14 protein-coding genes are annotated in these 25,876 nt (G+C 50.9%); 6 read left to right on the plus strand and 8 right to left on the minus strand.

The features are described 5' to 3' along the window. Positions 1 to 1,308, plus strand: a complete 1,308-nt coding sequence (locus tag CRO74_RS32215; RefSeq protein ID WP_097125716.1) for a sensor histidine kinase — start codon at positions 1 to 3, stop codon at positions 1,306 to 1,308. A gap of 116 nt (positions 1,309 to 1,424) precedes the next feature. Here CRO74_RS32215 and CRO74_RS09550 read toward each other — a convergent pair whose 3' ends face one another. The 4 genes from CRO74_RS09550 to CRO74_RS09565 all read right to left on the minus strand — a co-directional run bounded on the left by CRO74_RS09550 (position 1,425) and on the right by CRO74_RS09565 (position 9,626). Then, positions 1,425 to 3,554 carry a plastocyanin/azurin family copper-binding protein gene (locus CRO74_RS09550; protein WP_245877793.1) on the minus strand — a complete coding sequence of 710 codons (2,130 nt, stop codon included), beginning with the start codon at positions 3,552 to 3,554 and terminating at the stop codon, positions 1,425 to 1,427. A gap of 66 nt (positions 3,555 to 3,620) precedes the next feature. Continuing rightward, entirely contained in the window at positions 3,621 to 5,510 is a 1,890-nt protein-coding gene (locus tag CRO74_RS09555) for a 3-keto-disaccharide hydrolase (RefSeq protein ID WP_097125718.1), read from the minus strand. A 36-nt stretch (positions 5,511 to 5,546) separates the two neighbouring features. Continuing rightward, the gene (locus tag CRO74_RS09560) at positions 5,547 to 8,024 is read right to left on the minus strand and encodes a glycoside hydrolase family 95 protein (RefSeq protein WP_097125719.1); all 2,478 of its coding nucleotides are present in this window, start codon (positions 8,022 to 8,024) and stop codon (positions 5,547 to 5,549) included. Positions 8,025 to 8,300: 276 nt separating this feature from the next. Next, positions 8,301 to 9,626, minus strand: a complete 1,326-nt coding sequence (locus CRO74_RS09565; protein ID WP_097125720.1) for a hypothetical protein — start codon at positions 9,624 to 9,626, stop codon at positions 8,301 to 8,303. A gap of 1,020 nt (positions 9,627 to 10,646) precedes the next feature. Here CRO74_RS09565 and CRO74_RS09570 point away from each other — a divergent pair. Further along, positions 10,647 to 13,031 (plus strand): T9SS type B sorting domain-containing protein, encoded by a 2,385-nt coding sequence (locus CRO74_RS09570; RefSeq protein ID WP_097125721.1) that lies wholly within the window; start codon positions 10,647 to 10,649, stop codon positions 13,029 to 13,031. A gap of 91 nt (positions 13,032 to 13,122) precedes the next feature. Here the strand turns inward: CRO74_RS09570 and CRO74_RS09575 are convergent, their stop codons facing one another. From CRO74_RS09575 to CRO74_RS09585, 3 genes are all read right to left on the minus strand, one after another. Continuing rightward, positions 13,123 to 13,671, minus strand: a complete 549-nt coding sequence (locus tag CRO74_RS09575) for a YceI family protein (RefSeq protein ID WP_097125722.1) — start codon at positions 13,669 to 13,671, stop codon at positions 13,123 to 13,125. A 232-nt stretch (positions 13,672 to 13,903) separates the two neighbouring features. Further along, complete coding sequence (locus CRO74_RS09580; RefSeq protein ID WP_097125723.1) at positions 13,904 to 15,430, minus strand: M20/M25/M40 family metallo-hydrolase; 1,527 nt, start codon at positions 15,428 to 15,430, stop codon at positions 13,904 to 13,906. Between the two features lie 2 nt (positions 15,431 to 15,432). Next, positions 15,433 to 16,980, minus strand: coding sequence for a serine hydrolase (locus tag CRO74_RS09585; protein ID WP_097125724.1), 1,548 nt, complete (start codon positions 16,978 to 16,980; stop codon positions 15,433 to 15,435). Between the two features lie 140 nt (positions 16,981 to 17,120). Between CRO74_RS09585 and CRO74_RS09590 the strand changes: the two genes are divergently transcribed. Together CRO74_RS09590 and CRO74_RS09595 are read left to right on the plus strand one after the other, a co-directional pair. Beyond that, on the plus strand, positions 17,121 to 18,632 hold the full coding sequence (locus CRO74_RS09590; RefSeq protein ID WP_097125725.1) for a M28 family peptidase: 1,512 nt from the start codon (positions 17,121 to 17,123) through the stop codon (positions 18,630 to 18,632). Positions 18,633 to 18,935: 303 nt separating this feature from the next. Then, on the plus strand, positions 18,936 to 20,165 hold the full coding sequence (locus CRO74_RS09595; RefSeq protein ID WP_097125726.1) for a TlpA family protein disulfide reductase: 1,230 nt from the start codon (positions 18,936 to 18,938) through the stop codon (positions 20,163 to 20,165). 99 nt (positions 20,166 to 20,264) lie between these two features. Here the strand turns inward: CRO74_RS09595 and CRO74_RS09600 are convergent, their stop codons facing one another. Next, entirely contained in the window at positions 20,265 to 20,483 is a 219-nt protein-coding gene (locus CRO74_RS09600; RefSeq protein ID WP_097125727.1) for a VF530 family protein, read from the minus strand. A gap of 286 nt (positions 20,484 to 20,769) precedes the next feature. On the opposite strand from CRO74_RS09600, the gene CRO74_RS09605 reads away from it, so the two are divergent. Continuing rightward, on the plus strand, positions 20,770 to 22,590 hold the full coding sequence (locus tag CRO74_RS09605) for a hypothetical protein (protein ID WP_097125728.1): 1,821 nt from the start codon (positions 20,770 to 20,772) through the stop codon (positions 22,588 to 22,590). Between the two features lie 516 nt (positions 22,591 to 23,106). Next, positions 23,107 to 25,785, plus strand: a complete 2,679-nt coding sequence (locus CRO74_RS09610) for an MGH1-like glycoside hydrolase domain-containing protein (protein WP_097125729.1) — start codon at positions 23,107 to 23,109, stop codon at positions 25,783 to 25,785. Positions 25,786 to 25,876: the final 91 nt, after the last annotated feature.

Below are 25,876 nucleotides of genomic sequence, written 5' to 3' on the forward strand. Positions count from 1 at the left end.
ATGAACGGGGCGAAAACATATGAGCAACTGCTGGCCGAAAATGAAAGCCTGCGCTGGCAACTTGACGAAGCAACGGAAACAATTCAGGCCATTCGAACTGGCCAGATCGATGCGCTGGTAGTTCAGGGAAGGGAAGGGCATGAACTCTACACGCTCAAAACGGCCGATCAGACCTATCGTATCTTTATTGAAACAATGAACGAAGGGGCCGTAACCCTTAATCGGTCAGGCCTTATTCTATACAGTAACTCGGCTTTTGCAGCTATGGTCGATTTACCCCTTACCAAAGTATTTGGCTTATCCTTCCGGCAGTTTGTTGCCGACCACTCTCAGGAAGCATTCGATACTCTTTTTAAAGTAGGCTGGACTGGAAATCACAAAGCCGAGCTTTTGGTGACTACTACCACTAGTAAACGCGTGCCCTGCCAGTTGTCCGTAACGCCGATGCAGTTGGATGGCGGAGATTGCCTGAGTCTTATTCTAACGGACTTAACGGCCCAGAAAGAGACGGAGAAGCTGTTGAAGGTAAAGAACGAGCAACTGGCGCAAACGAATACAGCGCTGGAAATTAGCAACCAGGCATTGAACCGGTCCAATAGTAATCTCCAGCAATTTGCCTATGTAGCCAGCCATGATTTGCAGGAACCTTTGCGGAAGGTCCAGCAATTCGGTGATCTGCTCAAAAACCGCTATGCCGACCAATTGGGCGATGGCGTTAATTACCTCGAACGAATGCAGTCGGCAGCTAGTCGTATGTCGACGCTCATTCGTGATCTGCTGAGCTTCTCTCGTATTTCAACTCAACAGGATACGATTGCGCCGGTTTCGCTGGCGGCTGTATTCAAAAATGTGCTGAATGATCTGGACCTGCGCATTCAGGAAACAAACGCAATTATCGCAATCGATCCACTACCGGGCCTCCAGGGTGACCAGTCGCAGTTGGAGCAGTTATTTCAGAACCTGGTGAGTAATGCGTTAAAGTTCCGCCGTCCAGACGTGCGCCCCGTTATTCGCGTATGCGCCGAACGAGTGCCCGCCAGGCAGTTACCCGCATCCGTCAAACCAACCCAGCAAACGAAAGCCTACCATCGAATCGACGTGGCCGACAATGGGATTGGCTTTGAGGAGAAGTACGTTGACCGGATCTTTCAGGTATTCCAGCGGCTCCATGGCAAAAACGAATTTGTTGGAACGGGTATCGGTCTGGCTATTTGTGAGAAAGTAGTGGCTAACCACGGGGGAGCCATCAGTGCCAGCAGCCAGCTCGGCCAGGGGGCCACCTTCAGCGTATACCTACCGGAGTTTTAGTTATTAGTTATTGGTTAATGGTCATTAGTTATTCAGTTGATGGAATTTGACTAGCAGCGTCTTACTCAGTAACTCAATAACTAATAACCATTAACTCAATAACCATTAACCAGCAACTACTTCACTACTTTCATGGTCCCCTGCATTACGTAGAAGTGACCAGGCACGGAACATTCGTATGTGTAGTCGCCGGGTTTATCGGGGGCGATAAAGTAGATCGACTCGTTGGTGTTGGGCTGGAGCAGATTCGTGTGATACAGTACTTTATCCGTTTGCGGGACGTAGTTCTTCTCCTGTCCTTCCAGTCCCAGTTTCATAGCCAGTTCGCCCACCTGAATAGCCGAACCGGGCATTACTACCACGAAGTTATGAAGCATGTCGTCTTCGTTATTAAAGACAACCCGCACCTTGCTACCGGCTTTCACCTGAAACTGCTCGGTCGAGAATTTGAGGCCGGGTTTGGTTCCCACATTGATCGTATAGTCCGGCTCACCCCAGGAAGCGGGCATCTCAGTAATTCGCTTGGCCACTGCCTTACCCGAAGCGTTAACCACACCGGCCGGTTTAGCCGAGGTCGTTTTCAGGCCCGTAGCTTTACGACCCACGGGCGGTGCCGTTGAGGTCGATGCCGTTACCATGCCTGAGTGGTCATGCCTGGCGGGCAACGGAGCAACGGCAAGCTTTTCGCCATCTGGAACATTATTCAGCGTATAATAGCCCACGTTGTGTAACAGCTTCCTTCCGGTAGTTGAGCGGATACCGGCGGTGGTAATCTCGTGAATGTAGCCCAGCCGTAAACTGTCCACAACCAGACGGGCTTTCAGGCCATCTTTGGAGACAACGATTCCCCGAATCGGGCAGCCCGCCCGATTAATCACCGGACTGCCGTAGGTGGCGTGGTATTTATAGTTGAAGCCCGTTACTTTATACGAAGCAGGGTCGGCCGCCAGCTCCTGATCGACGGGCGCGGTGAATTCGATCTCAAACCCATCCGGCATGGCGTGGATCGTTTTCATCTCGAAGGGCATTTTACCCGTCCAGACCACCCGTTGCAAACTGAATAGTTCTTTTCCGGTCGACGACCAGCCCCGGCTCGTCATGCCCACAAACATGGATGCATCGTGGCCCCACACCATCCGCAGTACACCCGACGAGAATCCTTCCCGGAAGGGAAAAACGACGCCCTGGTACTTGCCCTTCACTTTTTCAAAATCAACGCGGGATACGATACTTTGCCCCTGATCGCCCACAAAAAGCTGATTGTCGAACGGACCAAAACCGCCTTTGGTATTATTCAGCAACATACCCGATGTCGAAATACCCAGAATACCGTGGGGTAACCAGACGGCAGGGGCTTTCAGGGCTGTAAACTGTTTAGCAACATCGTAAAGCGGTTCGCCGGTGTTGGGCACATCCTGCGGCTTAATGGTGAGGGGCGAACCCGGCAGGCCCGTCCAGCGTAAACTCTCGGCATTACCCAGAAAATCACCTTTCTCCACCTGCGAAATACGACCCGATCCAACCCAGTCACCCTGATTTTCGGTGTAGAAAAAATCACCGGCGGCATTCATGCCATAGCCTGCCGGAGAGCGCATCCCGGCCGCAAAGGGCATCATTTTACCATCGGGGGTAATTTCCAGCGTCCAGCCGCGCCAGGGAACCAGACTCACACCATGCCCGAGGCTATTGCTCCAGCCCACGTTCAGCGTAACCAGCATATTCCCGTTGGGCAGGAAAGTCGGCCCGTAGGAATACTCGTGGTAATTGCCCGATAAGGGCCAGGAATACATTTTATCGTAGGAATCAGCCCGTCCGTCCTGGTCGGTATCGCGCAGGCGGGTTACTTCGCTACGCTGCGTTACGTAGATGTCGCCATCCTTGTAGGCCAGTCCCAGCGGCTCGTGAAGCCCATAGGCAAACCGCTTGTAGGTGGGCCGGGCTGAGCCACTAATGTAGGGGTTCGAAACAATCCAGACTTCGCCCCGGCGGGTACAGACCGCCAGATTGCCATCGGGCAGGGTAACCATCCCACCAACTTCCAGGATAATATCTTCCGGAACGGGTAGCGAAATAAGTTTGTAGAAATCGTCTTCTTTTTCGGGGTCCGCTTCTACTCTAGCCAGCCCTTTAGGGGTTGGTGCCGGTTGTTTGCTGCTGGAGCTAACGGGTAGCCCGGTTTTGGACTGAATCTGCGCCCAGGCAGCCGGTTGGCCGAACCAGGCAAGGCCAGCGACCAACAGGGCCATTCTGGCAAAATGATGTATGGTTGATTGATTACGTTGCATGAAAGGGACAATCAAAACGTTGACTGATTACCAGATAATTGAATAATTCGCACTGCCCGTATTAGTTGCCGTTTTGATCGGCAGCAACAGCTCTTTGGTATTCCGGGGAGTGCTCCGGATGAGGGGTTTCTCATTTCCCGGCAGTTCAACAAAATACTGCTTATCGTTTACGGCATATAATCCATTCGGCAACTGCTGAATGTCGGCTCCTTCGGCCACCAGACACCAGATTTCGCCGTTGCCAGCCGTTCCCGATGTTATGGTAAACGAGTGCGCCAGCTTCCGGCCATTGTCCTCGGCGGCAAACGACTCCCGAACGGAAGCGCTCCCCAGGGTGTATTTGAACACGGGTCGGCCGTTTTTATCGACATCATATCCCAGGTTCGTGTACGTGGCATTGGAGTCGGGCCAGGCGGTATTCTGATTGGCCAGCATAGCCAGCGATGGCTTACCCGCAAGCTCGATTACGCTGCCAATAGGCACGGATAACTGCGTTTCGCCACGCCCGTACCACATGGGCGTCGTTTCCAGAAAATCTCCCCGCCAGATCTGGAGGAACTGCCCTTTCTGAAGGTCGACGGTGTAATTGGCCGCCCCCCGTTCGCCCACCGAGATCGTATGCGTGTGCTTGATGCCGTGGTGGTTAACGAAGCCCCGCTGCATGATGGGTTCGTCTTTTGCCAGCAATGAAATCTCACCGACGGGCTCCTCCGTGCGGATCATCTGGTTGAGGGCCATGTACGGAACACCGGGACCTTCTACCGCCAGCGTAATGTCGTTACTACGAGCGTACCACAGCCCAAAATTCTTATAGTAGGCCAGCTCGATCGGAAAATCGCCCGCCTGCAGGCTTACCTTAGCCGATGCCTTACCGCCATCTTCGGTGTCGATAGACAAGATTTTTTTACCGGCAATTTTCAGCTCACCGGCCCCATTGCGCACGGTTTTGTTCACCTCCGCCGGAATCCAGGGCAGTTGCAACGACAGCACGTATTCGCCAGCACGGGGAATGTGGACGGTTCCCGTAATCTTACCGGCAAAATTGTCGCGGCTGCCGGGTGCCTGATGGGCCAGTATATCGATGGCCATCTGCCGTTTAGGCGCCAGAGAAGCCAACTCGCTCACCGATTTAAATTTACCCTCGTAAGCACTCAGCTTGAGATCCGACAGCGTAACGAGTTCTGTTTCGTATGCTTTGTAGCGGATGTTCCGAAACGCCACCGGCCCATGATCGCCCTGGATCATGAGCGGCCCTGTGGGTTTTTCGTCTTGAAAACCAGCCGAACGCGTTGGTCCCAGCACTTCAATGTTCTCCTGAACGGTAACACCATTCATAATCACTTTCAGGAACCGCGCATTGGCAATTTTCTCGCCCGCCTGGTTGAAGCGGGGAGCCCGGAAAACGATATGGAAATGCTGCCATAGTCCCGGTGCCTTGCTTACGTTCTGGGTTGGCGGATGCCCCTGGTAGCCCTTCTGCCCATCGGGTCGTTTGTCGTCCCAGCGTTCATAAATGGCCCCGCAATCGCTCGATTTGGGCACTTTTACACCCCAGCTGTCAAACAACTGAACCTCGTATCGCCCCTGAAGATAAATGCCCGAATTGGACCCTTTCTCCATCATGAAGTCGAGGTCAAGTTCCAGATCGCCGTGTTCCAGTTTGGTAAAAAGCTGCTCTTTACTCTTGCCGGACAGATCATTGACCAGCACCCCTATTCCGGTTTTGGTCGTCCCTTTCCCCTCTTTGTTGAGGTCGTAAAAGACATCGCCCACGATCTTCCAGTTCGAACCGGTTGGTTTGAAATCGGCCAGATTCTGGAGATTCACGGTTGAGTAAGGCAGTTCACTCGATTGTGCCAACGTGCTCAGCGCATAGAGATGCAGACCGACCAGTAAGCAGAAAAATTTACGGTACATGATTTAACCTGATTTAAGAAGGCTTTACCTACAAAGTTACATGCCAGTTAGTTCATACACTGCACCGGTCTTTGTATTAAACGTTGTAACGTAGCCTAAATTGGTTGCTTTCGATTCGGATTTGATACCTTTTACACGAATCGGTCGACTCGTTCGGATTGTGCAGGGTTCGCCGTTCAGGGATTTGACTGTCGCGGTCGTTAACTGGCGATTTTTCCACTGCATGGCCAGCTCAAATCCACCCCGTGCCCGCAGGCCCGAAACGCGGCCGTCCCGCCAGGCATCCGGCAAAGCCGCCAGCAGATGAATGGCCTCCAGATGGCTCTGCACCAACATCTCCGCCATGCCCGCCGTACCGCCAAAATTACCATCGATCTGAAATGGCGGATGAGCATCGAAGAAATTCGGGTAAGTTCCGCCCCCACCCTGGCTGCTGTAATTGGTATTCGTCTGGCTGGTATAGCGCAGAAGTTCACGCAGGAGAATATACGCATGGTTGCCATCGAGCAGTCTGGCCCAGAAGTTCACTTTCCACGCCCGGCTCCAGCCTGTTCCGGCATCGCCCCGGAGTTCGAGCGTTTTTTTAGCCGCAGCGGCAAATTCGGGCGTGCTGATGGGCGAAATCTGCCGACCGGGGTGCAAGCCGAACAGGTGCGATACGTGCCGGTGCTGTGGATCGACATCCTCAAAGTCCTTATTCCATTCCTGTAGGTTTCCTTTATGGCCAATGTGCAGCGGATAAAATTTACTTCGTTTCTCGATCAGCAGCTTCCGAAAGTCCGGCTCGATGTTCAAAGCCGTTGATGCGTCGATCAGGTTGGTGAACAAATCCCACATGATGGACATATCCATAGTTGTCGCGGTGGAAATCGACGCGGGCTGTCCTTTGGAATCGATGAAATCGTTCTCCGGCGATACCGACGGCGACACCACCAGGTAGCCATCTTTGTCGGCGATGAGCCAGTCGAGATAAAACTGAGCGGCCCCCTTCATAATTGGGTAAGCTGATTCGCGCAGGAATTTCTTATCACCCGTGAAGCGGTAATGCTCCCACAGGTGCTGGCTCAGCCAACCCGCTCCCTGGTTCCAGTTGGCCCATTTAGGGTCGCCCTGTCCTTTGTCGCCTACGGGGTTGGAAATGGCCCAGATATCGGTGTTGTGGTGCGCCACCCAGCCCTTCATATTATAAAATTCTTTGGCGGTTACGGCTCCCGTTTTGGCCAGTTCACCAATGAAGCTCAGTAATGGCCGGTGCAGTTCCGATAGGTTTGTTACCTCAACCGGCCAGTAGTTCATCTGGGTATTGATGTTGATGGTATAGTTCGAACTCCAGGGTGCCCGCAGTTCCTTGTTCCAGATGCCCTGAAGGTTAGCGGGCACATCGGTCACCCGCGAACTGGAAATCAACAAATAGCGGCCATACTGGCAATACAACGTTTCAACGCCGGGGTCATAAACACCCTTGCTGTACATTTCCAGCCGGTCGTCGGAGGGTAAGCCCGCGTTTTTATTGACAGCCGTAGTATCAGTAAGTTGAAACGAAAACCGGTTAAAATAAGACTGATAATCAGCTACGTGCCGGTTGAGAAGCGTCTGGTAATTGCTGGCGGTAGCTTTGCGGATGAGGTCTTCGGCCAGTTTGTTTTCGTCTTTACCGTCTTTGTCCGGGCATTTATCGTAGCCGTTGAAACTAGTGGTAGCCGTCACGAACAGCAGTACCTCCGACGCATTACGAACGTGGATACCGGCTTTGTCGGTCTGCACCGTACCGCCCGAATTCAGGGCTTTCAGCCGCAGTTGAAACCGCATTCCTTTGCAGCCCGTGGCGTCTTCATAGATAACGTGCTCGCGGTCTTTGGGGTTATAATAATTCGGGTCGACCTGGGCGGGTGCTTTGCCTTTCATAACCAGATCACCGTTGCTTCCACGCATGTTTTCGGTTCGTAACTGACTGCTCGTCGAGGCATCGAAACTAAGCTGACCGGGTTTGCTGGCGGTTAAGCGAATGACCATCACGCCATCGGGCGCAGAGGTGAACAACTCGCGTTTATACGTAACGCCATTGACCGAAAAGCGGGTTGTGGCAATGGCTTTCTGAATATCCAGATCCCGGTAATAACCGGTTGGCGTGGCTCCGTTAAAGTTTTGTTTCAGGGACAGGTCGCCCAGCGGCATGTAGGATTGGGTATAAAGACCCTGCATTTTTTTCACCAGCGTAACGGCCTGCTTATAATCTTCCCGGTCGAGGGCCTGCCGGACCTGAGGCAGGTACGACGGCGATTCGGGGTTGACATTTCCGGAAACCGGCCCGCCCGACCACAGGGTACTTTCGTTGAGTTGGATGAGTTCATCCTCTACTTTCCCGAAGATCATGGCTCCAATCCGCCCATTGCCAATGGGTAAGGCTTCGGTCCAGACCGCAGCGGGTTTCGAGTACCATAGTTTAAGATTGGACTGCGCCCATACTGGCGTTGAGAAAAACAAAGACAGGCACAACCAGCGATTTAGCTTCATTGCAGATAATAAAGTTTTCAGGTAAATGAACTGATTCGTAAAAGCGTTTACCGACCAGCTCTATCAGGAAAGCATCCGGTAGCGGTTTTATCCTGAAAAATGGTTTAAATTTTCGTCAGGGACAGTATGTCGGTATCCAAAAGTTGTAGCTCAACGTCATTTTTTCAAAATACCCCGTACATACCAAAGCCAGACGAACGGGCTTCGTCTGGCTTTGGTATGCATTAAATTGTAGTTACCCTGTTACTGGCTTGCCAATACGGGAGCAAATCCGGTTTAGTTACCTTTCATCTGAGTGATTGATCCAATGTTGCTCGTACCGATCTGGCTTACATTGGCAATGTTCGACAAAATAGCACCCGTCGAGTTTTGCGAAATAGTCAGCACGTTTGACGTACCGCTTTGTAAGCCATATCCGCCCGTACCGCTAATATCCTGAATCAGGTTCGTATCACCGGTCTGAGTCAGTGTGGCTACGTTTCCTCCCGTGGTTCCGTTACCATCCTCCTGTTTAAAACGAATTGTATTCAAACTGTTTTCCTGCGTGGCTGTTACTGCCTGGTCGTTACCCGTTTGTACTAGCTCAACCCGGTTAAATATCCCAATTGAGTTAACGTTCTGATTAACGGTCGCTATACTTTCCCTTGCTCCATTTTGCTGAATTACGATAGCTCCTACAAAGCCACCTTGATTCGTATATACTTCATTATTGATGGATGTATTCTTCTGCTCCACGTTTAAAGTGTTGAGGGTACTAGACTGCGACGATTCAACGGAGTTTCCGTCAGATACCAGCGTCTGTGTAATAACTGCGTTATTCTGCGAACCCGTCTGTGTAAGTTCTACACCGTTATTATAGCTTTCGAACGACTGCTCGACTGTGGCATTCTGCAACGTTCCCGACTGATTTATCGTGATTATGTTTGGCCCCGAGGTGTTGTTCTGCCGGGTAATCGCCGTATGGCCGGTTGTAGAACCGCCACCCGATTGCGTTATGTATGACTGGTTGTTTGCGCTATAAGCATTTTGGTCAATAGTAGCCGAATGGTTACCCCCCGTTTGATCAATGGTTGCTCGCTGGTTAAGCGAGAATGTATTTGCCGAAGCACCTCCATTCTGGCGAATGGTAGCCGTCCCCGCAGCATCCAATGCCTGGGTAACAAATGCCTGGTTGTTAGTTGAGAAATTGTTCTGCTCAATGCTGGCCGTAGCCCCCCGGCCACTCTGCGTAATCTGAGCCAGGTTAAATTCGCTACCGCCGACAGCACCCGTAATTTGCTGAATGCTAGCCGTGTTGGCATCAGTTTTACTCGATCCAGGAATCAAATCAGTCTGATTTATGATAGCGTTGTTTGATTTAGCCCCATCCAACTGACTAATGGTACTGGTTTGAGCGGACTTGGATGATTGGGTAATCAATCCACTGTTACTTAAATTCCCAGTGCCTTTCTGCAGGATCGTAGCGGTTTGCTGCTGTCCCGTTTGGCCGATGGTTCCCGACTGCGATGTTCCATTCTGGTCGAGGGTTGCAGTGTTCGATTGAGCGTAAGCGGAAGCAAAAAAACACATCAGTGCAATGCCGGATAATACAGTTTTTTTCATGGTAATTATAAAAATTTAAAAAGAGTGAAGGTATAATTGTGTTTGTAACTCAAGAAATAATCTATATTCCTTATCAGGCGTACTATCAACCACTAAACCGTTAACCAATAAGGAATTTTTATTAAGGCCGATGCAACCATTAACCGTACCAAGTCTATGAAAACTGAGAGTAAATCAAAGCAGTAAACTAGGCCTGTAGATTTAATTATCAAATAAACATATTTACCGAAAATGAATGAAATTTGATCCACAATTCAGGAGATTAAATAATTAATAATGAGATTATTACCTGAATTTATGAATCAAAACTAGATAGGTATTTTTTTAAAATCAAATCGTATAAGTGATCTTTTTTTGGTACTTCACTCCTATTTTTACCAAACCTTTTTTGTATAAAATTGTCTCTCTGCCTCTCCCGAATTATTTATTCAAGTTCCTAATTGATTTATACAAAGCCACTAAAACCATTTAATCATTTTGCCGGTAAATTGGACTTTTTCTTCAACCGGAACACCAAAAAAAATAGCAATAATTTCTTCCCGAATGTGTTGCTTATTTAGCTAGTGGTGGTTGTAGTTATGAACATTCCTTATATAAATATTGCTCATGAAGGAAATCGGGCTTTTCCCGTAAACCTATACCCTGGTCAACATCAGTGCAACCCCGATGTTGACCAGAGGTATACGCGATACCGACTCTGTATGGATTCAGGCACGCAGATTGAAGTCTGGGGTTTACGTAACTCATAATACAACCCTGCATTCATGCATCAGAAAGGCCATTATCTTCCGTAAACAGCTAATGAGTCATACCTGCGACCAGAGCAGCACTGGTTTGCGTTTATCCGTGATGGAGTGCGTATATTTAGAAGGTAATTTCCTTTTATTATATGGATTAACTTCTTGACCAGATAATGAAGCGTATCCGTTGACAAAACAAGATCACCTCGTCCGTAACCCGCAGTAAACCAGTTGATACCAGTTGCAATGAGTGAAAGTGAAGTTTTAGAACGGATTGCTTATGCGCACATCTACCTTAAGACGACTAGTTCTGTTTCTGATTTTAGGAGTACCGTTGGTAGCCAGGGGTACTCATCAGGTTGGTGGGCATATTGAGATGAAAGCCGTGGGCAACACTGCCGGGCAGTATCGGATTACCGTCATCAATTACCTCGAAGATGGCACGCGCGGGGCGGCCAATCAATCTACTTCAGGGATATTAGGTATCTTCCGAAAGCGGGACAATGCGCTGATGACAACTTTCATCGTCCGGCAAACAGGTTCCCGCGTTCCCGTCGTTTATGCCAATGGATTTTGCGCAGCCCAACGCAACCTCAAGTTCATTGTCTTAACTTATGAAGCGGATATTCAACTCTCGCCCGGAAACTATAGCGACCCGGAGGGATATTATATGTCCTATCAGACTCGAAACCGAAATGTGGGCATTAACAACATAAGCATACCCGATCAAACGGGATTTACCTTTTATCTGGAGTTTCCGGCTATCCAGCAGAATAATCAGTTGTTTGGCAACTCCTCCCCGCATTTTGGGCCTATCAATGGAGAATATATCTGTTTAGGCGATGCATTCTCCTTTCCTTTTGGCGGTACCGATCCGGATGGCGACGAGTTGCGCTACTCCATGATTACTCCCCTTAACCAAAAGGGAGCCATCGGCCAGAACGGGACAACCAATCCGGTTTCGGCAGGCCCCTACCCCGATGTAAACTGGCTTTCAGGCTATGACGCCGACAATGCGATTCCGGGTAGCCCAAGCCTGCGGGTCGACGCTAAAACCGGCGAATTGTCTGTAACGGCAACTCAGCTGGGTCTGTTTGTCTTTGCCGTTAAGGTTGAGGAGTACAGAAATGGTGTAAAAATCGGAGAAGTACGGCGTGACTTTCAGCTTCTGGTGATCGACTGCCCGCCCCAAACAACACCCGACCCGGCTGTTCAGGTAAAAAATCGACCTAAACAAGCCGTAACAACCATTTGCCAGGGTGACTCGGCTGTATTGGTAGCCGCCCTGGATCCAAACTGGAATTACCAGTGGCGGAAGGACGACATTAATATTGCGGGGGCCGTTAATTCAACCTTAGCTGTTCGGGAATCGGGTCAGTATAGCGTTGTGGTTTCTCAAAAAGCCGTTTGCAGCAAAGTGGGAAATTCAGATGTAATCAAAGTTGATGTGATCGGGAGTGATGCCCGAGTTTCGGCAACGGGGCATTTATGCGCCACAACTGGTTCCATAAAATTGGTGGCAACGGGTGTTACTGACGTTACCTACCAATGGTACAAAGACAATCAGTCCCTAACTGGTCAGATAACAGATTCGCTTCGAGCCACGGAGGCCGGTAAGTACTGGGCCGTTCTTACGTATCGTACCTTAGGCTGCAAAGCACGGACCGATACGGCCGTTCTAGACCGCTCCCCCGCTGTATTGGCAACCATAACTTCCTCATCCGGCTTCAACCGAATTTGCCCGGATAATTCACTTCCCCTCATTGGCAGCGGTGGCTTATTGTACCGCTGGCAGAAGGATGGAAAACCGATTAGCAATAACGAGTCGTCGCAAATGGTTGCCAGTAGCCCAGGCACATTTGTGGTCACGGCTACGGATATATACGGGTGCGAAGGCACATCTGATCCGGTAACGATCACCGGCGTTGCGCCGGTTGTAGTTACGCTGGACTCTATTCCGGGGGTTTGCGGCCCTAACAATCCGGCTTACTCCCTAACGGGCAACCCGCCGGGTGGCGATTTTGGCGGGACTGGTATTGACACCAATGCCTTCAGCCCCGAGCAGGCGGGCGTGGGCAATCATACCATAACGTACACAGTGAAACCAGCGCCCGAATGCGCCGGAACGGCAGCTACCCGGATTGCCGTTGTGGCCCCTATCCCAACCATTCAGCTGATCGACTCACTAACGACCTACCGAGGCAATACCTTTTCACTAAACCCCGTGTACACCGGCGATCCCGTTCAGTTCCAGTGGACATCATCTACGTATCTGGATAACCCGACTGCCGCTAACCCAACGATCACGGATATTGCTGACGACGTCACGTACACGATCGATGTAAAAAACAGCACCGGCTGTGAGGTAAAAGACACAATTCATATTAGGGTTTTTGCCCGCGCCTGGGTACCCGACGCCTTCTCACCCAATGGTGATGGTCAAAATGACATTCTGGAACTACCCGGCATCGCAGCTTTTCCCGATGCAGTTTTTACCCTGTTCAACCGTTGGGGCGAGGTCGTTTATTCGTCAAAGAAAGGGTACACGAATCCGTTTGATGGAACGCTTAACGGAACCGCACTACCAACGGGGGTTTATGGGTACACCTTGTATACAGCCCCCGGGAAACCCGTCATAAATGGCCGGATCATGCTTGTTCGCTAACCGAACGCCTGGACAACCACAAAAAAATCCGGTACACGTTGAACGCCTACCGGATTTAGAAACAAACTACCCGAATGGTATAGCCCGTAAATTACGCTTGCTTTGTTAATTGGACATTCAGAACCAGCTTAACATCGTCGCTGACAACAACGCCACCCGCTTCGGTAACGCCATCCCATGTCAGACCAAACTCTTTACGCTTGATGGTACCGGCAGCTTCAAAACCGGCTTTGGTTTGTCCGTAAAAATCAACCATCTGTCCGCCATGTTCAACTTTCAGGGTAACCGGTTTCGTAACGCCGTGAATGGTTAAATCGCCAGTCAGTGAATAGGTGTCATCACCCGTTTTGGTCATGGAGGTCGATACGAACGTCAGTTTTGGAAACTGCTCAGCATCGAAGAATTCAGCTGATTTCAGGTGACCGTCGCGTTGCTCCTGACCCGTGCTAATGCTGTTTATGTCGGCCGAAAAAGAGATTTTAGCATCTGCAAAATCATCCCCTATAGTTTCTACCTGTCCTTCGTATTGGCCAAACGAACCTGTTACGGTCGAAATAACCAGGTGTTTAACTTTAAATTGAATATCGGAGTGGGTTGGGTCGATAGACCAGGTAGTAGCGGTTGCGGTTTGTGTTTCCATTGTTTGAGTCGTTTAATTACGTGTAAAAGTATTTGATGTATATACATTTAATTTTTACGATTTGTTTCATATAGTTTAAATTTTCTTCATCTTTTTTCAAAGGGCCTATTTTTTCAACCAGCGAGCCGCAACGTGCACTGAGGTCGATTGCACCTTGCGGCTCGCTGGTTGACTTTTTAAGCGTGGTATTAGGTTGAAGACCCTGATACCACGCTTATGAGGATTATTCACGCTATTTAATCAGCATGATGGATGCCATAATTTCGATGCCTTCCCAAAGGTACTGGACTTTTACGTTCTCGTTTTCGGCATGTTGGTTGTTGTCGTAATTAACCACCGGCACCGATACCACATTGGCTTTCAGCACTTTTTCGAACATGTACAGCGGCAAACTTCCCCCCGACGATGGAGACAAAACAATGGGTTCCGGGCTAACTGCCTGAACAGCCGCCACAACGCCCTGGGCGACGGGTAAATCCATTGGTGTCCGCTGGGCATTGTAGCCGTGACCGGTCGTAATCTTGATTAGCTTCGGAAATTGCTGCCGTTCGGCATCGGTCGGTTCGTGATCCAGTACGTGGTATCCCTGCGCCCGGATATGATCGATCACCCGCCCAACTTGCCGGGTTACCTCGTTGCCACGAACGAGCCGTAGATCGAGGACAGCTTCGGCTTTCGTTGGAATGATGTTGCCCGCCATGGCCCCTACGTTCGCACTTTGCATCCCGTTAATATTTAACGTCGGGCGCATGAGCAATTCCACGAACGACGTTCCATTTCCGTCGGGTTGGGCAATGCCCAGTTCTTTCTTTAGAGCCGCTTCCATATTGGGTACTTTGGCCATGGCATCCCGTTCGCTGGCCGTTAACGGCACCACATCGTCGTAAAATCCTTTGATGACAACGTGGTCGTTGTCGTCTTTCATGCTGGCCAGCAACTTCACCATCCGCATGGCCGGATTGGGTGCCCAGTTGCCGTAATTGCCACTGTGCAACGGGCGTTTAGGGCCGTATAGCGTCAGGTGCATATTCACATCGCCCCGAACACCAAACTGCACCACGGGCTTACCCGACACATGGCGTGGACCATCGGCAATAATCCAGAGATCGCTGGCGAGTTTGTCGCGGTGTTTCTCGAAGATCTCGCCCAGATGCGTCGATCCCACTTCCTCCTCCCCTTCAAAAAAGAACTTCAGATTGGCCGTGATGGGTATGTTCGACTTTACCAGGGCATCGTAGGCGTTCAGGATGGTCATGACACCAGCCTTGTCATCGGCGCTGCCCCGGCCCGATAAGCGCCAGTTCGGGTCGATGGGATCGCCCGATTTATAGGTGGTCACAATCTTGCCCCCCTGCTCTACCGGGGCGGTGATAAAGACGGGTACAAACGGTTGCAGGCCTTCGCCCCACTGCTTTGGGTTAACGGGCTGTCCGTCGTAATGGGCGTAAAACACCAGCGTCTTTTTCGCCCCCGGCACCCGAACCTCTCCGAATACGGCGGGCGTCGAACCGAGTGTCGGACCATCGAGGAGCGTCCCCGAAATGCCCCGTTTCTTCATCATCTGAAGAATAAACGCTGCGTTTTTGCGGATGTTAACCGAGTCGGCGGAGACATTGGGAATGGCCAGAAACTCGCGGTATTCATCCATCAGGGCAGTTTCCTGCGCCTGCCGATATTGCCGAACCCGCTGCTGCGGTGTTTGGGCGTAAACGCTTACCGGCAGAAAAATCAATAAAAGTAAACTGGTTTTAATGGACATAATTAATGATCTGGGTGATGGGTTGTTAAATCAGCCTTTGTAAATTCCAGGCCAAACGCTTTGACTGTAGCGGATTTCCCCTGGGTATTCAGCACAAAACTGACGGGGTCTTTCCCGTACCAGAATTGGTCATACACCAACCGAAAAGTATCGTAATGCCAGTGATCTATGAATCCGGTCATGATTTCGTTGATGGAGACATAGAGTTTGCCCTGCCGCAAGGTCACATCCACCTTGCCATAAACGGGGCTGACGTAGGAACCGACATAAGCCGCTAAGGGCAACGATGGGTTGGTGTTCAGCACCCGCGTACTATCTGCTTTACGCTCGCCCAGTTTGGCCTTCTGTTTAAAGCCACCGTATAATTTCTGAAAATCTGTACTCCAGTCGTGGTCCAGCCCCAGAGCAAACTCATCGAAAGCCCGGAACATCAGCGCGTGGCGCAGTTCGGCATGATCGAGGTTTCCCTGCACATAGACGGCCAGTTTCTGGTCGGGCAGCTGGCCGTGGATGGCAATCATACCGGTCAGGCTTCCGGTGTGAAAATTGATGCGATGCCCCCGGTAATCCTGCTGAAACCAGCCGAGCCCGTAGGTTTTCCAGACGGGTTTGGTGAGCAATTGGGTCGGGTAGAACTCGGCGTCGGTCACGAAGGTCTGGGGTTTGAACAACTCGGCCCAGGTGGCTGGTTTCAGGAGCGTTTTACCCTGATACCGTCCTGAGTCGAGCATACACTGCATCCATGCCGTCACATCGTCGGGACAGGTCCAGACCGATCCGGCTGGTCCAACGACATCAACCAGACCTTCTTCCAGCTTGCTATCGACCAGCCGAACGGTGTCATTTACCTCCACGTGCGGTTTAGCGCGGTTGGCATCCGTCACCTCGCCAAACAGCGCCTTTGTCCGGCGCATGTTGAGCGGCTCGAAAATACGGGTACGGATAAACTTATCCCACGACATGCCACTCACTTTTTCCAGCACTTTTCCCGCTGCCAGATACATAATATTCTGGTAAATAAACCCCGCCCGTAGCGAATAGGACGGTTTTACGTACCGCATCCGGCGCAGGATTTCGTCGCTCGGTATTTTCATGGCTGCCCAGAACACATCGGCATTGCCCACGCCGGTATTGTGGATCAGCAGATCGCGGACCCGCAACTCCCGCGTTACGGCGGGGTCATACAGCTGAAAATCGGGCAGGTAGTCGGTTACGGGATCATCCCAGTTTAGTTTGCCCTCATCGACCATCATTCCCAGACAGGCCGCCGTCATGGCTTTGGTTGTCGATGCCATGGCAAAGAGCGTTTGCGAATCGACAGGCTCGGGTTTACCACTTACCCGAACGCCGTAGCCTTTCTTCAGAAGAACTTTACCGTCTTTTACGACCGTAACCGTCAGGCCGGGCACTTTCCAGTCGCGCACCGCCTGTTGAATATAGGCATCGTAGCGGGCCACCGGGTCAGGGGTTGCTTTCTTCGATTGAGCCACCACCGGCGATGCCGCCCAACAACCAACAATCAGTGTAAGAACAAGTAGATTATTTTTCATCTTAGGCTATTTACCTCTCCAAGATAGCGCATTATTGCCTTTCAATGCGTCAAAAGACATTTTTTTAGCTATTCAGCCCAAATCATCCGGGCTTATGAAGTAGATTTGTTTTGACCCAGTCATCAACATATAATAAATCAATGATTAACCTTACTTTGAAAAAGATGCGATTCATTCCTGCCGCCCTGCTGGCCTTTTCGGTACTGGTCGGCCAGAGTCCCGGTTATGGACAACCCAAGGCGAGTGCCGCCAAGTCAGCGAATGCGCTGTCGGCCATTAAAGAGAGCGATATCAAACGCGATCTGTTCGCTCTGGCAGGGGATCATTTCCGGGGGCGTGAAGGCGGTTCGCTCGACGAGCTGAAAGCATCCGTCTGGATTGCCGACCAACTCCGCGCTATGGGCCTGCAACCCGCTGGCGATGACGGCACGTTCTTCCAGTTTTTTCATATCCAGCGTACCCGCATCACGGAAACCAGCCGCCTGAATATCGGTTCGCATCAACTCGTTCACGGTCAGGATGCGTTTATTCTGGCACCAGCCATAGCCTCAGTCGACGCCCCCCTGGTATTCATTGGCAAAGGAACACCCGACGATCTGGCGAAGGTCGATATTAAAGGCAAAGCCGTCGCGCTGGAGTTTTCGGGCACCGGCCCGGCCGACATCAGCTATCGCCGGTATCTCTTTGGCACCATGAGCCGCCGGGCCTCGGAGCTGGTAAAGGCGGGGGCGCTGGCCGTCGTTTGGGTCTCGGATACGCCCGCTCAATCCTATTTTGAACGTTGGACAACCAGCCTGGAACGGGGCCGCTACGATTTGCCGGGCGGTGCCAACACGCGGATATTTTCGCAGGCTCCCACGGTTTGGCTTCCTTCCAGTGCGCTGGAATGGGTAAAACAACCCGGACAACAGTTTACGAACGTGGTAAATGTGGAAAGCTTCAACTACCCATCGGTCAATATTGTCGCTAAAGTGCCGGGAACAGATCCTAAGCTTAAAGATGAGTACGTTTTGTTCAGCACTCACCAGGACCACGATGGCGTTCGTCGGGCGGTAGCTGGTGACTCGATCTGGAACGGGGCCGACGACAATGCCAGCGGTTGTGTTGCCACGATGGCGATTGGCCGGGCCTTTGCCCAGAAACCCGGCAAGCGGTCGGCCCTGATCGTCTTTCACGGAGCCGAAGAGCGCGGTCTGCTGGGTTCACGTTATTATGTAGAGCACCCAACGGTACCCAAAGGGTCTATTGTGGCGGTCCTGAATGCCGAGATGATTGGCCGCAACGCCCCCGACAGCGCGGCCATTCTGGGGCAGCAGCCTCCTCACCGCAACTCGACCGATCTGGTCAATGCCGCGCTGGCCGTAAACCAGACGGAAGCGCACTTTAAACTCGACACGTTGTGGGACAAACCGGAACACCCGGAAGGCTGGTATTTCCGGTCTGACCACCTCCCCTACGCTCGTGCCAACGTACCGGCCATTGCCTTCACCACCCTGCTCCACCCCGACTACCACACGCCAAAAGACGAACCTGACCGTATCAACACCGCCAAGGTAACCCGCATTGCGAAGTGGATTTACCTGACGGGCTGGAATGTAGCGAACCGTCCGGACCGGGTGCGGGTTGATCCGGGCTTTAAGCTGGAACGATAGTAGAGCTATTCAAAGCACCAAAGAATAAATAGAACCACAGAGGCCCCGCCACAGCGGGGCCTCTGTGGTTCTGGTAGTAATAAGAGGTGTTCACCCAGGCCGGATTGGGGTTGATTCCCCCGTTTTGTAGCTATTCTCTTTCATTTGGAATGATGTTTGCCTGTGATTCACGCAGAGCAAGTTAGCTGAAAGATGTGACTGACGATTTTGCAGATAAAAGGCTGACTTTATCCGGGCGACCTGATCGCATAATATGGGTTAAGCATACCTTGGTCTTGCCCCTCGACTAGACAAACGATACACATGACTCCTTACCGTTACCTGATCTTACTATGGTTTATAGGCTTTGGCCAGGCTTTTGCTCAATCAATTTACCAGGGCACCCAACCCGAAACGCTGGCAACGACGGACGCTGAAAAAACGTTTCTGGCTACCTTCACATTAACCTTCAAAACTGATTTCGACACTCCCGCCCAATACACCAAACTAGCGGCTACCGGCCTTGACGCCTGGGAAATGAGTCTTTTCGACGCCCGTAAGACCCAATTAGCCTTTTACAAAGCCTATCCGCAGGAAAGTCAGTTTTCAGCCCCTTTCAAGCACTACATCGAAGCCTGTATCCGGTGGAACTACTGGCATCTACTACTAGCTTACCCCATTCTGCGCAGCAATGCCCAAACGAGCCAGCTGAACGTGATGTCGCTGCCCGCCATTATGACCGACGAACTGGCAAGCCTGAATGTGAATGACGAAGCCGCTCTCCCCGCTGAACCTTACCAGAATTTCCTGTACTTCTACATCACTTACGTCAACTCCAGAGCCCGCAATTTTGTGAAATACACCCAGGCGGATATACACACCAGTATAACCGATAAAGCGGCCGTGGCGCGTAAACAAATAACAGGGCAGCCGTATCAGTACGCATTGGCGCGGTTACTGGTCGAAAACTGCGAAAAGGCAACACCCGCATCCGTTCGAACCGTATTCGGTTTGTTGAGCAACACTCCAACTGCAACCGGGTATGTACAAGTTGTGCAGGCGCGATGCGGGGAAGTGATGGCGCGGAAAGACGAACCCGTTACCGCCACCAAAAAGAAACCGGCAGACCCGAATGCGCTTTCCTTTACCAACCAAAATGGCGAAGTCGTTACCCTCAATGAGTTTGCTGGCAAAGTAATTTACCTGGATGTTTGGGCAAGCTGGTGTGGTCCCTGCCGGGCTGAATTTCCGTTCTCCAAACAATTACAGGAACGTTTGACAAAGAAGCAGAAAGAACAGGTCGTCTTTTTGTACCTCTCTATCGACGATTCCGAAGAGGCCTGGAAAAAAGCACTCAACACCCTACAGCTCCCCGGCGAACACGGCTTGTCGAAAGGCGGTTGGAATTCCCGAACCGTTCAATATTTCGGCATCCGAAGCATACCGCGCTATTTGTTGATCGGTAAAAAAGGCAACGTTGTTGACGAAAATGCCAAACGTCCGAGCCAGACCGATGCCATCCTGCAGGACATCCTGAAGCTGGTGGCCGAGTAACCATTCAATAAGCCTCACCATTTTGTACCAGACAGCAGGATGCTGTCTGAGCCGCTATAGCGGCTAATTGACCGAGCAGATAATAGATAAATAAGCGTCTCAATCTTCACTCATTTCCAGATAGAGTTCTTCAACCTGCTTACGCGCCCAGTCGGTCTTGCGCAGAAACGTGAGGCTTGATTTTATGCTTGGATTACTCACAAAACAGTTGATCCTGATTTTCTGACCAAGGCGTTCCCAACCGTAATAAGCAACTAATTCAGTTACGATAGCTTCGAGTGTTTTGCCGTGGAGCGGGTTATTTGGTTGCGCATTCATGCTGCAAAAAACGACATAAATCGCTTAAGTACCAGTTTTTATCCGGCTGGTCCTCAATCCTGATCCGTTACTGGGAATTTACCTTACGAGCGGCATCTCCGATGAAAGCAGCAACCTCTTCAGGCTGAGACAACATGAGCACATGACTGGCTTTCACTTCCAGTTTCGTGGCCTTCATTGTCCGGCAAACCGGAGAACTGACAAGAATCAGGTGGCTACCTTATAGCCGTCAGCATCCTCCCGGATAGGGCTGATTACCTTTACCGTCGTACCCACCTGATTTTCTATGAACAACTCCGTTCACGGCTTTCATATTCCGGTCATGGGCCTGGCCTATACGATCGATTCTCCATTTAAAGTGGCCCGTTTTGGGATAAACTCCGTCCTCTCCATCGTGGAAGACCGGCTGATTGAAACCATGCGTCGTTATTACTACCAGCAGGCCAATGAACCCTACGTACCAATTGACACTACCGAGGAAAACTACCGCGCCCGTCGAATAACAGACTACCTCAACCTGATGAATCGAACCGTTCAGGCGCAGGTGGAAACCTTAAAAAATGCCGCTTTTGAAGCCGGTTCAGAACTGGTCAAATACTTCGACATGCTACCCGACGATAGTGCACTGAAAGGCCTCTATCTAACGATGGTTCAGTCGAACAATACGTCGGAAAAAGCGCATCTGGAAAACGTTCTCAGGGGCAGTATCCAACCCGGAAGCATCGATGTGAATATTATGACAAAAGTGGACAAGAACAACCTCGATCCAGATGGAACCGTAATTGAGGGTGGTTCGGATGCCCTGATGGCCCTGCAGGGCTATCTTAAAAGTACCCTTTCGCATTCGTCCATCATCTTCTCCGCCGGATTGAACCCAAGACTGTTCAATTACCTCGAAAACTGTCCGGAGTTTGATGCCAACGGCATTGGTCAGTTTGACAAAAAAATTGTCATCAAGGTAAGCGATTACCGGTCGGCTCTGATTCAGGGGAAATACCTGGCCAAGAAAGGCGTCTGGGTGAGTGAATTCCGGGTAGAGTCGGGATTGAACTGCGGGGGGCACGCGTTTGCAACCGATGGGTATTTGATGGGACCAATTCTGGAAGAATTCAAACAGAAAAAGGAGGAATTGGTCGACGCCCTCCACAGTCTTTACACTCATGCACTGATACAGAAAGGCAAAGCGGTTTTCGAAAGACCCCACCCGATCAAATTAACCGTTCAGGGAGGAATTGGTACCCACGAAGAAGATCAATTCCTGCACCAGTACTATGGAGCGGATAGTACGGGCTGGGGAACGCCATTTCTGCTTGTCCCGGAAGCCACGACGGTCGATGAGGATACATTAGAAAAACTCCAGAAGGCAAAACAGACCGATGTTGTGCTGAGTAAAGCCTCTCCATTGGGTGTTCGTTTTTTTTACCTGAAAGGAACCACATCGGAAGTGGAGAAGCTCAACCGAATCCAGCACGGCCGACCCGGAAGCCCCTGCACGGAAAAACACCTGGTTACCAATACGGAATTTACTACGGCACCTATCTGCACGGCTTCGCACCAGTACCAGAAACTAAAACTGGCCCAACTCAAATCACTTGATTTACCCGTTGAGGAGTACCGCAGGCAAGCTGCCGACGTAACGGAGAAAGAGTGCCTGTGTGTTGGTTTAAGCAATGCCGTTTCTCATGTATACGGTGTTCCGTTTCTTAAGAAACTACATGCCGTAACGATCTGCCCCGGCCCGAACATTGCCTACTTCTCCAGAATCGCATCGCTGGAAGAAATGACCGACCACATCTACGGCCGTACAAGCCTGCTCGATCATACCGAACGACCGCACATGTTTCTGAATGAACTTACCCAATACCTCGATTACCTGAACGAGCTATTCCTTGATCTGGATTCCGCTGACAAAAAACGGGTTACTTATTGCAGGAATTTCTACCGGAATTTAATGGATGGTATAGCCTATTACCGTCAGCTGACCCCTGACCTCACCCGGACGTCGGCCGCCCGGACAGCCTTTTCCAGTGGACTGTCGCTGGCGCAGGAACGCCTTCAGACACTCGTGGATGAGTTTTTGCCGACATTGATTGCCGATGTTGTTTGAACTTATTAATGCTATTGATTCATCAACAAGAGCAGGCTCCTCAGCCTGCTCTTGTTGCGTTTAAGCGGTGGTGAGCCATCATGAAGCCCATTAATACCGATCATTATCAACCTGGGTGCCGGTTTTCAACCACAAAAACATTTTATAGGAAGAACGGCGAAAAACACTTCGTAGAATCGTGATGTTTAAAGACAAAATGTCTCCGTAAAAAAAATAAACCTACTCCTCTCTTGTTGATCTATAGTTTGGCCGTGACAAACCAGGAAAAAGGACAGTCTAAACAGGCAGTACAGAAAAGGCGTTTTTCGATGAAGATATATATTAATATTTTGAAATATGTCTCTTCATCGAGAAAAATGCAGTATTAACGAGGGATTTGCCAAACAATTTCCATGAACAGTTGGTAGAGTGCAAAAGAATTTTCACCAATTTACTCGGCATGCATACTATCTTTGATAGCTAAAATTACCGAGTTAACCACTCAACCACCGTAAAATTTGATCCTAGCTACTCATTATGCCTACTGCTGAACGCGAACGCATTTACGAACGAGCCGATAACAAGGGCTGGAAAAAATGGGGGCCTTACCTCTCCGAACGAGCCTGGGGTACTGTCCGCGAAGATTACAGTCCGTATGGAGATGCCTGGAATTTTGTTAGTCACGACATGGCCCGCTCCCGCGCTTACCGCTGGGGCGAAGAAGGCATTGGCGGCATTTCGGACAACAAAGGGCACATTTGCTTCGCCCTCGCCTTCTGGAACCATAAAGATAATATTCTGAAAGAGAGACTCTTTGGTCTGGCCGGACCGGAGGGCAATCATGGCGAAGATGTGAAGGAGCTGTATTATTACCTGGACAGCACCCCAACGCACTCGTACATGAAAATGCTGTACAAGTACCCGCAGCAGGAATTTCCGTACAACCGGCTGGTCATTGAATCGTCCCGCCGAAATCGGCAGGAACCCGAATTTGAACTGACTGATACCGGCATCTTTGATAAGGACGAATATTTCGATATTTTCATCGAGTATACCAAAGCCGATCAGAATGACTGGCTCGTTACCGTTACGGCCCATAACCGCTCGGCTACGGAAGCTCCGCTGACCTTATTACCAACCATCTGGTTCCGGAATACCTGGTCGTGGGGATACGAGCAGTACAACTCCCGGCCCATGCTCAACGGCATTGCCAATAACCAGATTGAAGTCAATCACAAGCAGTTAGGCAAATACAAGCTCTACTGCGAAGATGCCGATGCGCTCCTTTTCTGTGATAATGACACCAACTCCGAACGACTCTACGGTCGACCGAACGTATCGAAATACACGAAAGATGGCATAAATAATTACATCGTTTCGGGAGGAAAGAAAAGCTTCATTAATCCAAACCAGATCGGCACGAAAGCCTCGGCCCAGTACACACGGATGGTACCGGCGGGCGGTAGCGTGAGCGTTCGGCTTCGCTTCAGCGATCAAACGACGATGACCGGTCCGTTTGAGGACTTCGATGAAATCTGGCAAAACCGGCTTAGCGAAGCGGACGCCTTTTATGCCGATCTGCAAAAGAATGTACAGGATACGGAACTGCTGGCCATTCAGCGGCAAGCCTACGCCGGTATGCTCTGGAGCAAGCAGTTCTATTATTACAATGTCAATGAATGGCTGAAGGGCGACCCTAAAATGCCGGTGCCGTTTCAGGGTCGGGTGTATGCCCGCAATGAAACGTGGCGGCATATGTACACGGCCAACATCCTGTCGATGCCCGACAAGTGGGAATACCCCTGGTTTGCCGCCTGGGATCTGGCTTTCCACACGCTAACCCTCGCCCGACTCGACCCGCATTTCGCCAAACGACAGCTGGCGGTAATTCTGCGCGAGTATTACATGCACCCCAATGGTCAGATTCCGGCCTATGAATGGAACTTCAGCGATGTGAACCCACCCGTTCATGCCTGGGCCACCTGGAAAGTGTATGAGATCGACAAGGAGCAGAATGGCGTTGGTGATGTCAATTTTCTGGAACGGGTTTTCCACAAACTCTTGCTGAACTTCACTTGGTGGGTGAACCGGAAAGACGTTTCGGGCAACAATATCTTTGGCGGGGGCTTCCTGGGGCTGGATAACATCGGGGTCTTTGACCGGAGCCAGCCATTACCCATGGGCGGCCGAATCGAACAGGCCGATGGCACGGGCTGGATGGCCATGTATACGCTGAACATGCTCCGGATTGCCTGCGAGATTTCGCTCACCCGCCCCTCCTATCAGGACATGGCCAGCAAGTTTTTCGAGCACTTCCTGCATATCGCATCGGCCATGAACAACCTCGGCAAGCAGAATATCAGCTTGTGGGATGAGGTGGACCAGTTCTATTACGATGTTCTGCACATGCCCGACCATAATGCGCGGCTGCTGAAAATTCGCTCGATGGTGGGACTTATCCCGCTCTTTGCCGTCGAGATTCTGGACGAGTCGCTGCTTTCGCAACTGCCCGACTTCAAACGGCGGGTGGAATGGGTGCTGACGAACCGGCCGGACCTGGCCTCGCTCGTTTCGCGCTGGCACGAGCCGGGCAAGGGCGAAACGCACCTGCTGAGTTTGCTGCGCGGTCACCGGATGAAGATGATCCTGAAGCGGATGTTCGACGAAACCGAGTTCCTGTCGGATTACGGGATTCGGGCGTTATCGAAATACCACGAAAAAACACCCTATCAGTTTGAACTGAACAGCGAGATATTCCAGGTACGTTACGTAGCGGCCGAGTCGGAGATGAGCATGTTTGGCGGCAACTCCAACTGGCGCGGCCCCATCTGGTTCCCCGTTAACTTCCTGCTCATTGACTCCCTGCTGAAGTTTTACCAATACTACGGCGACGATTTTGAGATTGAATACCCGACTCATTCGGGCCACATCATGAGCGTGAAAGAAGCAACGCTGCTGGTGATCGAACGGCTGCTGAATATTTTCCGTCGCGATCAATCCGGTCGTATTGCTGCTTTTGGAGCCGACAAAAAAATGCAGGACGACCCGCATTTTAAAGATTTGTATCTCTTTTACGAATACTTCAATGGCGACAATGGCATGGGGCTTGGGGCCAGCCACCAAACCGGTTGGACGGGCCTCGTTGCCGACCTGATCGAGTATCTCTACAAGTACCAAACCCAACCCCAGGAATTGGCAGTAGGCACGGAGAAGTAAGTTTAAGCAACGGGGGAGATTTTGATAGAATCTCCCCCGTTAGTTTACCGGGGTTATGGTCCTTGATTTCCCCGGCACTAAATTCGGATAC

It is taken from the genome of Spirosoma fluviale (genome assembly GCF_900230225.1).
Taxonomy (GTDB): Bacteria; Bacteroidota; Bacteroidia; order Cytophagales; family Spirosomataceae; genus Spirosoma; species Spirosoma fluviale.

Bases quoted from the DNA above. Each gene is read 5' to 3' on its own strand.
- CRO74_RS09610 (WP_097125729.1), top strand. From the start codon at position 23,107: ATGCCTACTGCTGAACGCGAACGCATTTACGAACGAGCCGATAACAAG.
- CRO74_RS09580 (WP_097125723.1), bottom strand. From the start codon at position 15,430: ATGTCCATTAAAACCAGTTTACTTTTATTGATTTTTCTGCCGGTAAGC.
- CRO74_RS09555 (WP_097125718.1), bottom strand. From the start codon at position 5,510: ATGTACCGTAAATTTTTCTGCTTACTGGTCGGTCTGCATCTCTATGCG.
- CRO74_RS09550 (WP_245877793.1), bottom strand. From the start codon at position 3,554: ATGGCCCTGTTGGTCGCTGGCCTTGCCTGGTTCGGCCAACCGGCTGCC.
- CRO74_RS32215 (WP_097125716.1), top strand. From the start codon at position 1: ATGAACGGGGCGAAAACATATGAGCAACTGCTGGCCGAAAATGAAAGC.
- CRO74_RS09595 (WP_097125726.1), top strand. From the start codon at position 18,936: ATGACTCCTTACCGTTACCTGATCTTACTATGGTTTATAGGCTTTGGC.
- CRO74_RS09590 (WP_097125725.1), top strand. From the start codon at position 17,121: ATGATTAACCTTACTTTGAAAAAGATGCGATTCATTCCTGCCGCCCTG.
- CRO74_RS09600 (WP_097125727.1), bottom strand. From the start codon at position 20,483: ATGAATGCGCAACCAAATAACCCGCTCCACGGCAAAACACTCGAAGCT.
- CRO74_RS09575 (WP_097125722.1), bottom strand. From the start codon at position 13,671: ATGGAAACACAAACCGCAACCGCTACTACCTGGTCTATCGACCCAACC.
- CRO74_RS09570 (WP_097125721.1), top strand. From the start codon at position 10,647: ATGCGCACATCTACCTTAAGACGACTAGTTCTGTTTCTGATTTTAGGA.
- CRO74_RS09560 (WP_097125719.1), bottom strand. From the start codon at position 8,024: ATGAAGCTAAATCGCTGGTTGTGCCTGTCTTTGTTTTTCTCAACGCCA.
- CRO74_RS09585 (WP_097125724.1), bottom strand. From the start codon at position 16,980: ATGAAAAATAATCTACTTGTTCTTACACTGATTGTTGGTTGTTGGGCG.
- CRO74_RS09605 (WP_097125728.1), top strand. From the start codon at position 20,770: ATGAACAACTCCGTTCACGGCTTTCATATTCCGGTCATGGGCCTGGCC.
- CRO74_RS09565 (WP_097125720.1), bottom strand. From the start codon at position 9,626: ATGAAAAAAACTGTATTATCCGGCATTGCACTGATGTGTTTTTTTGCT.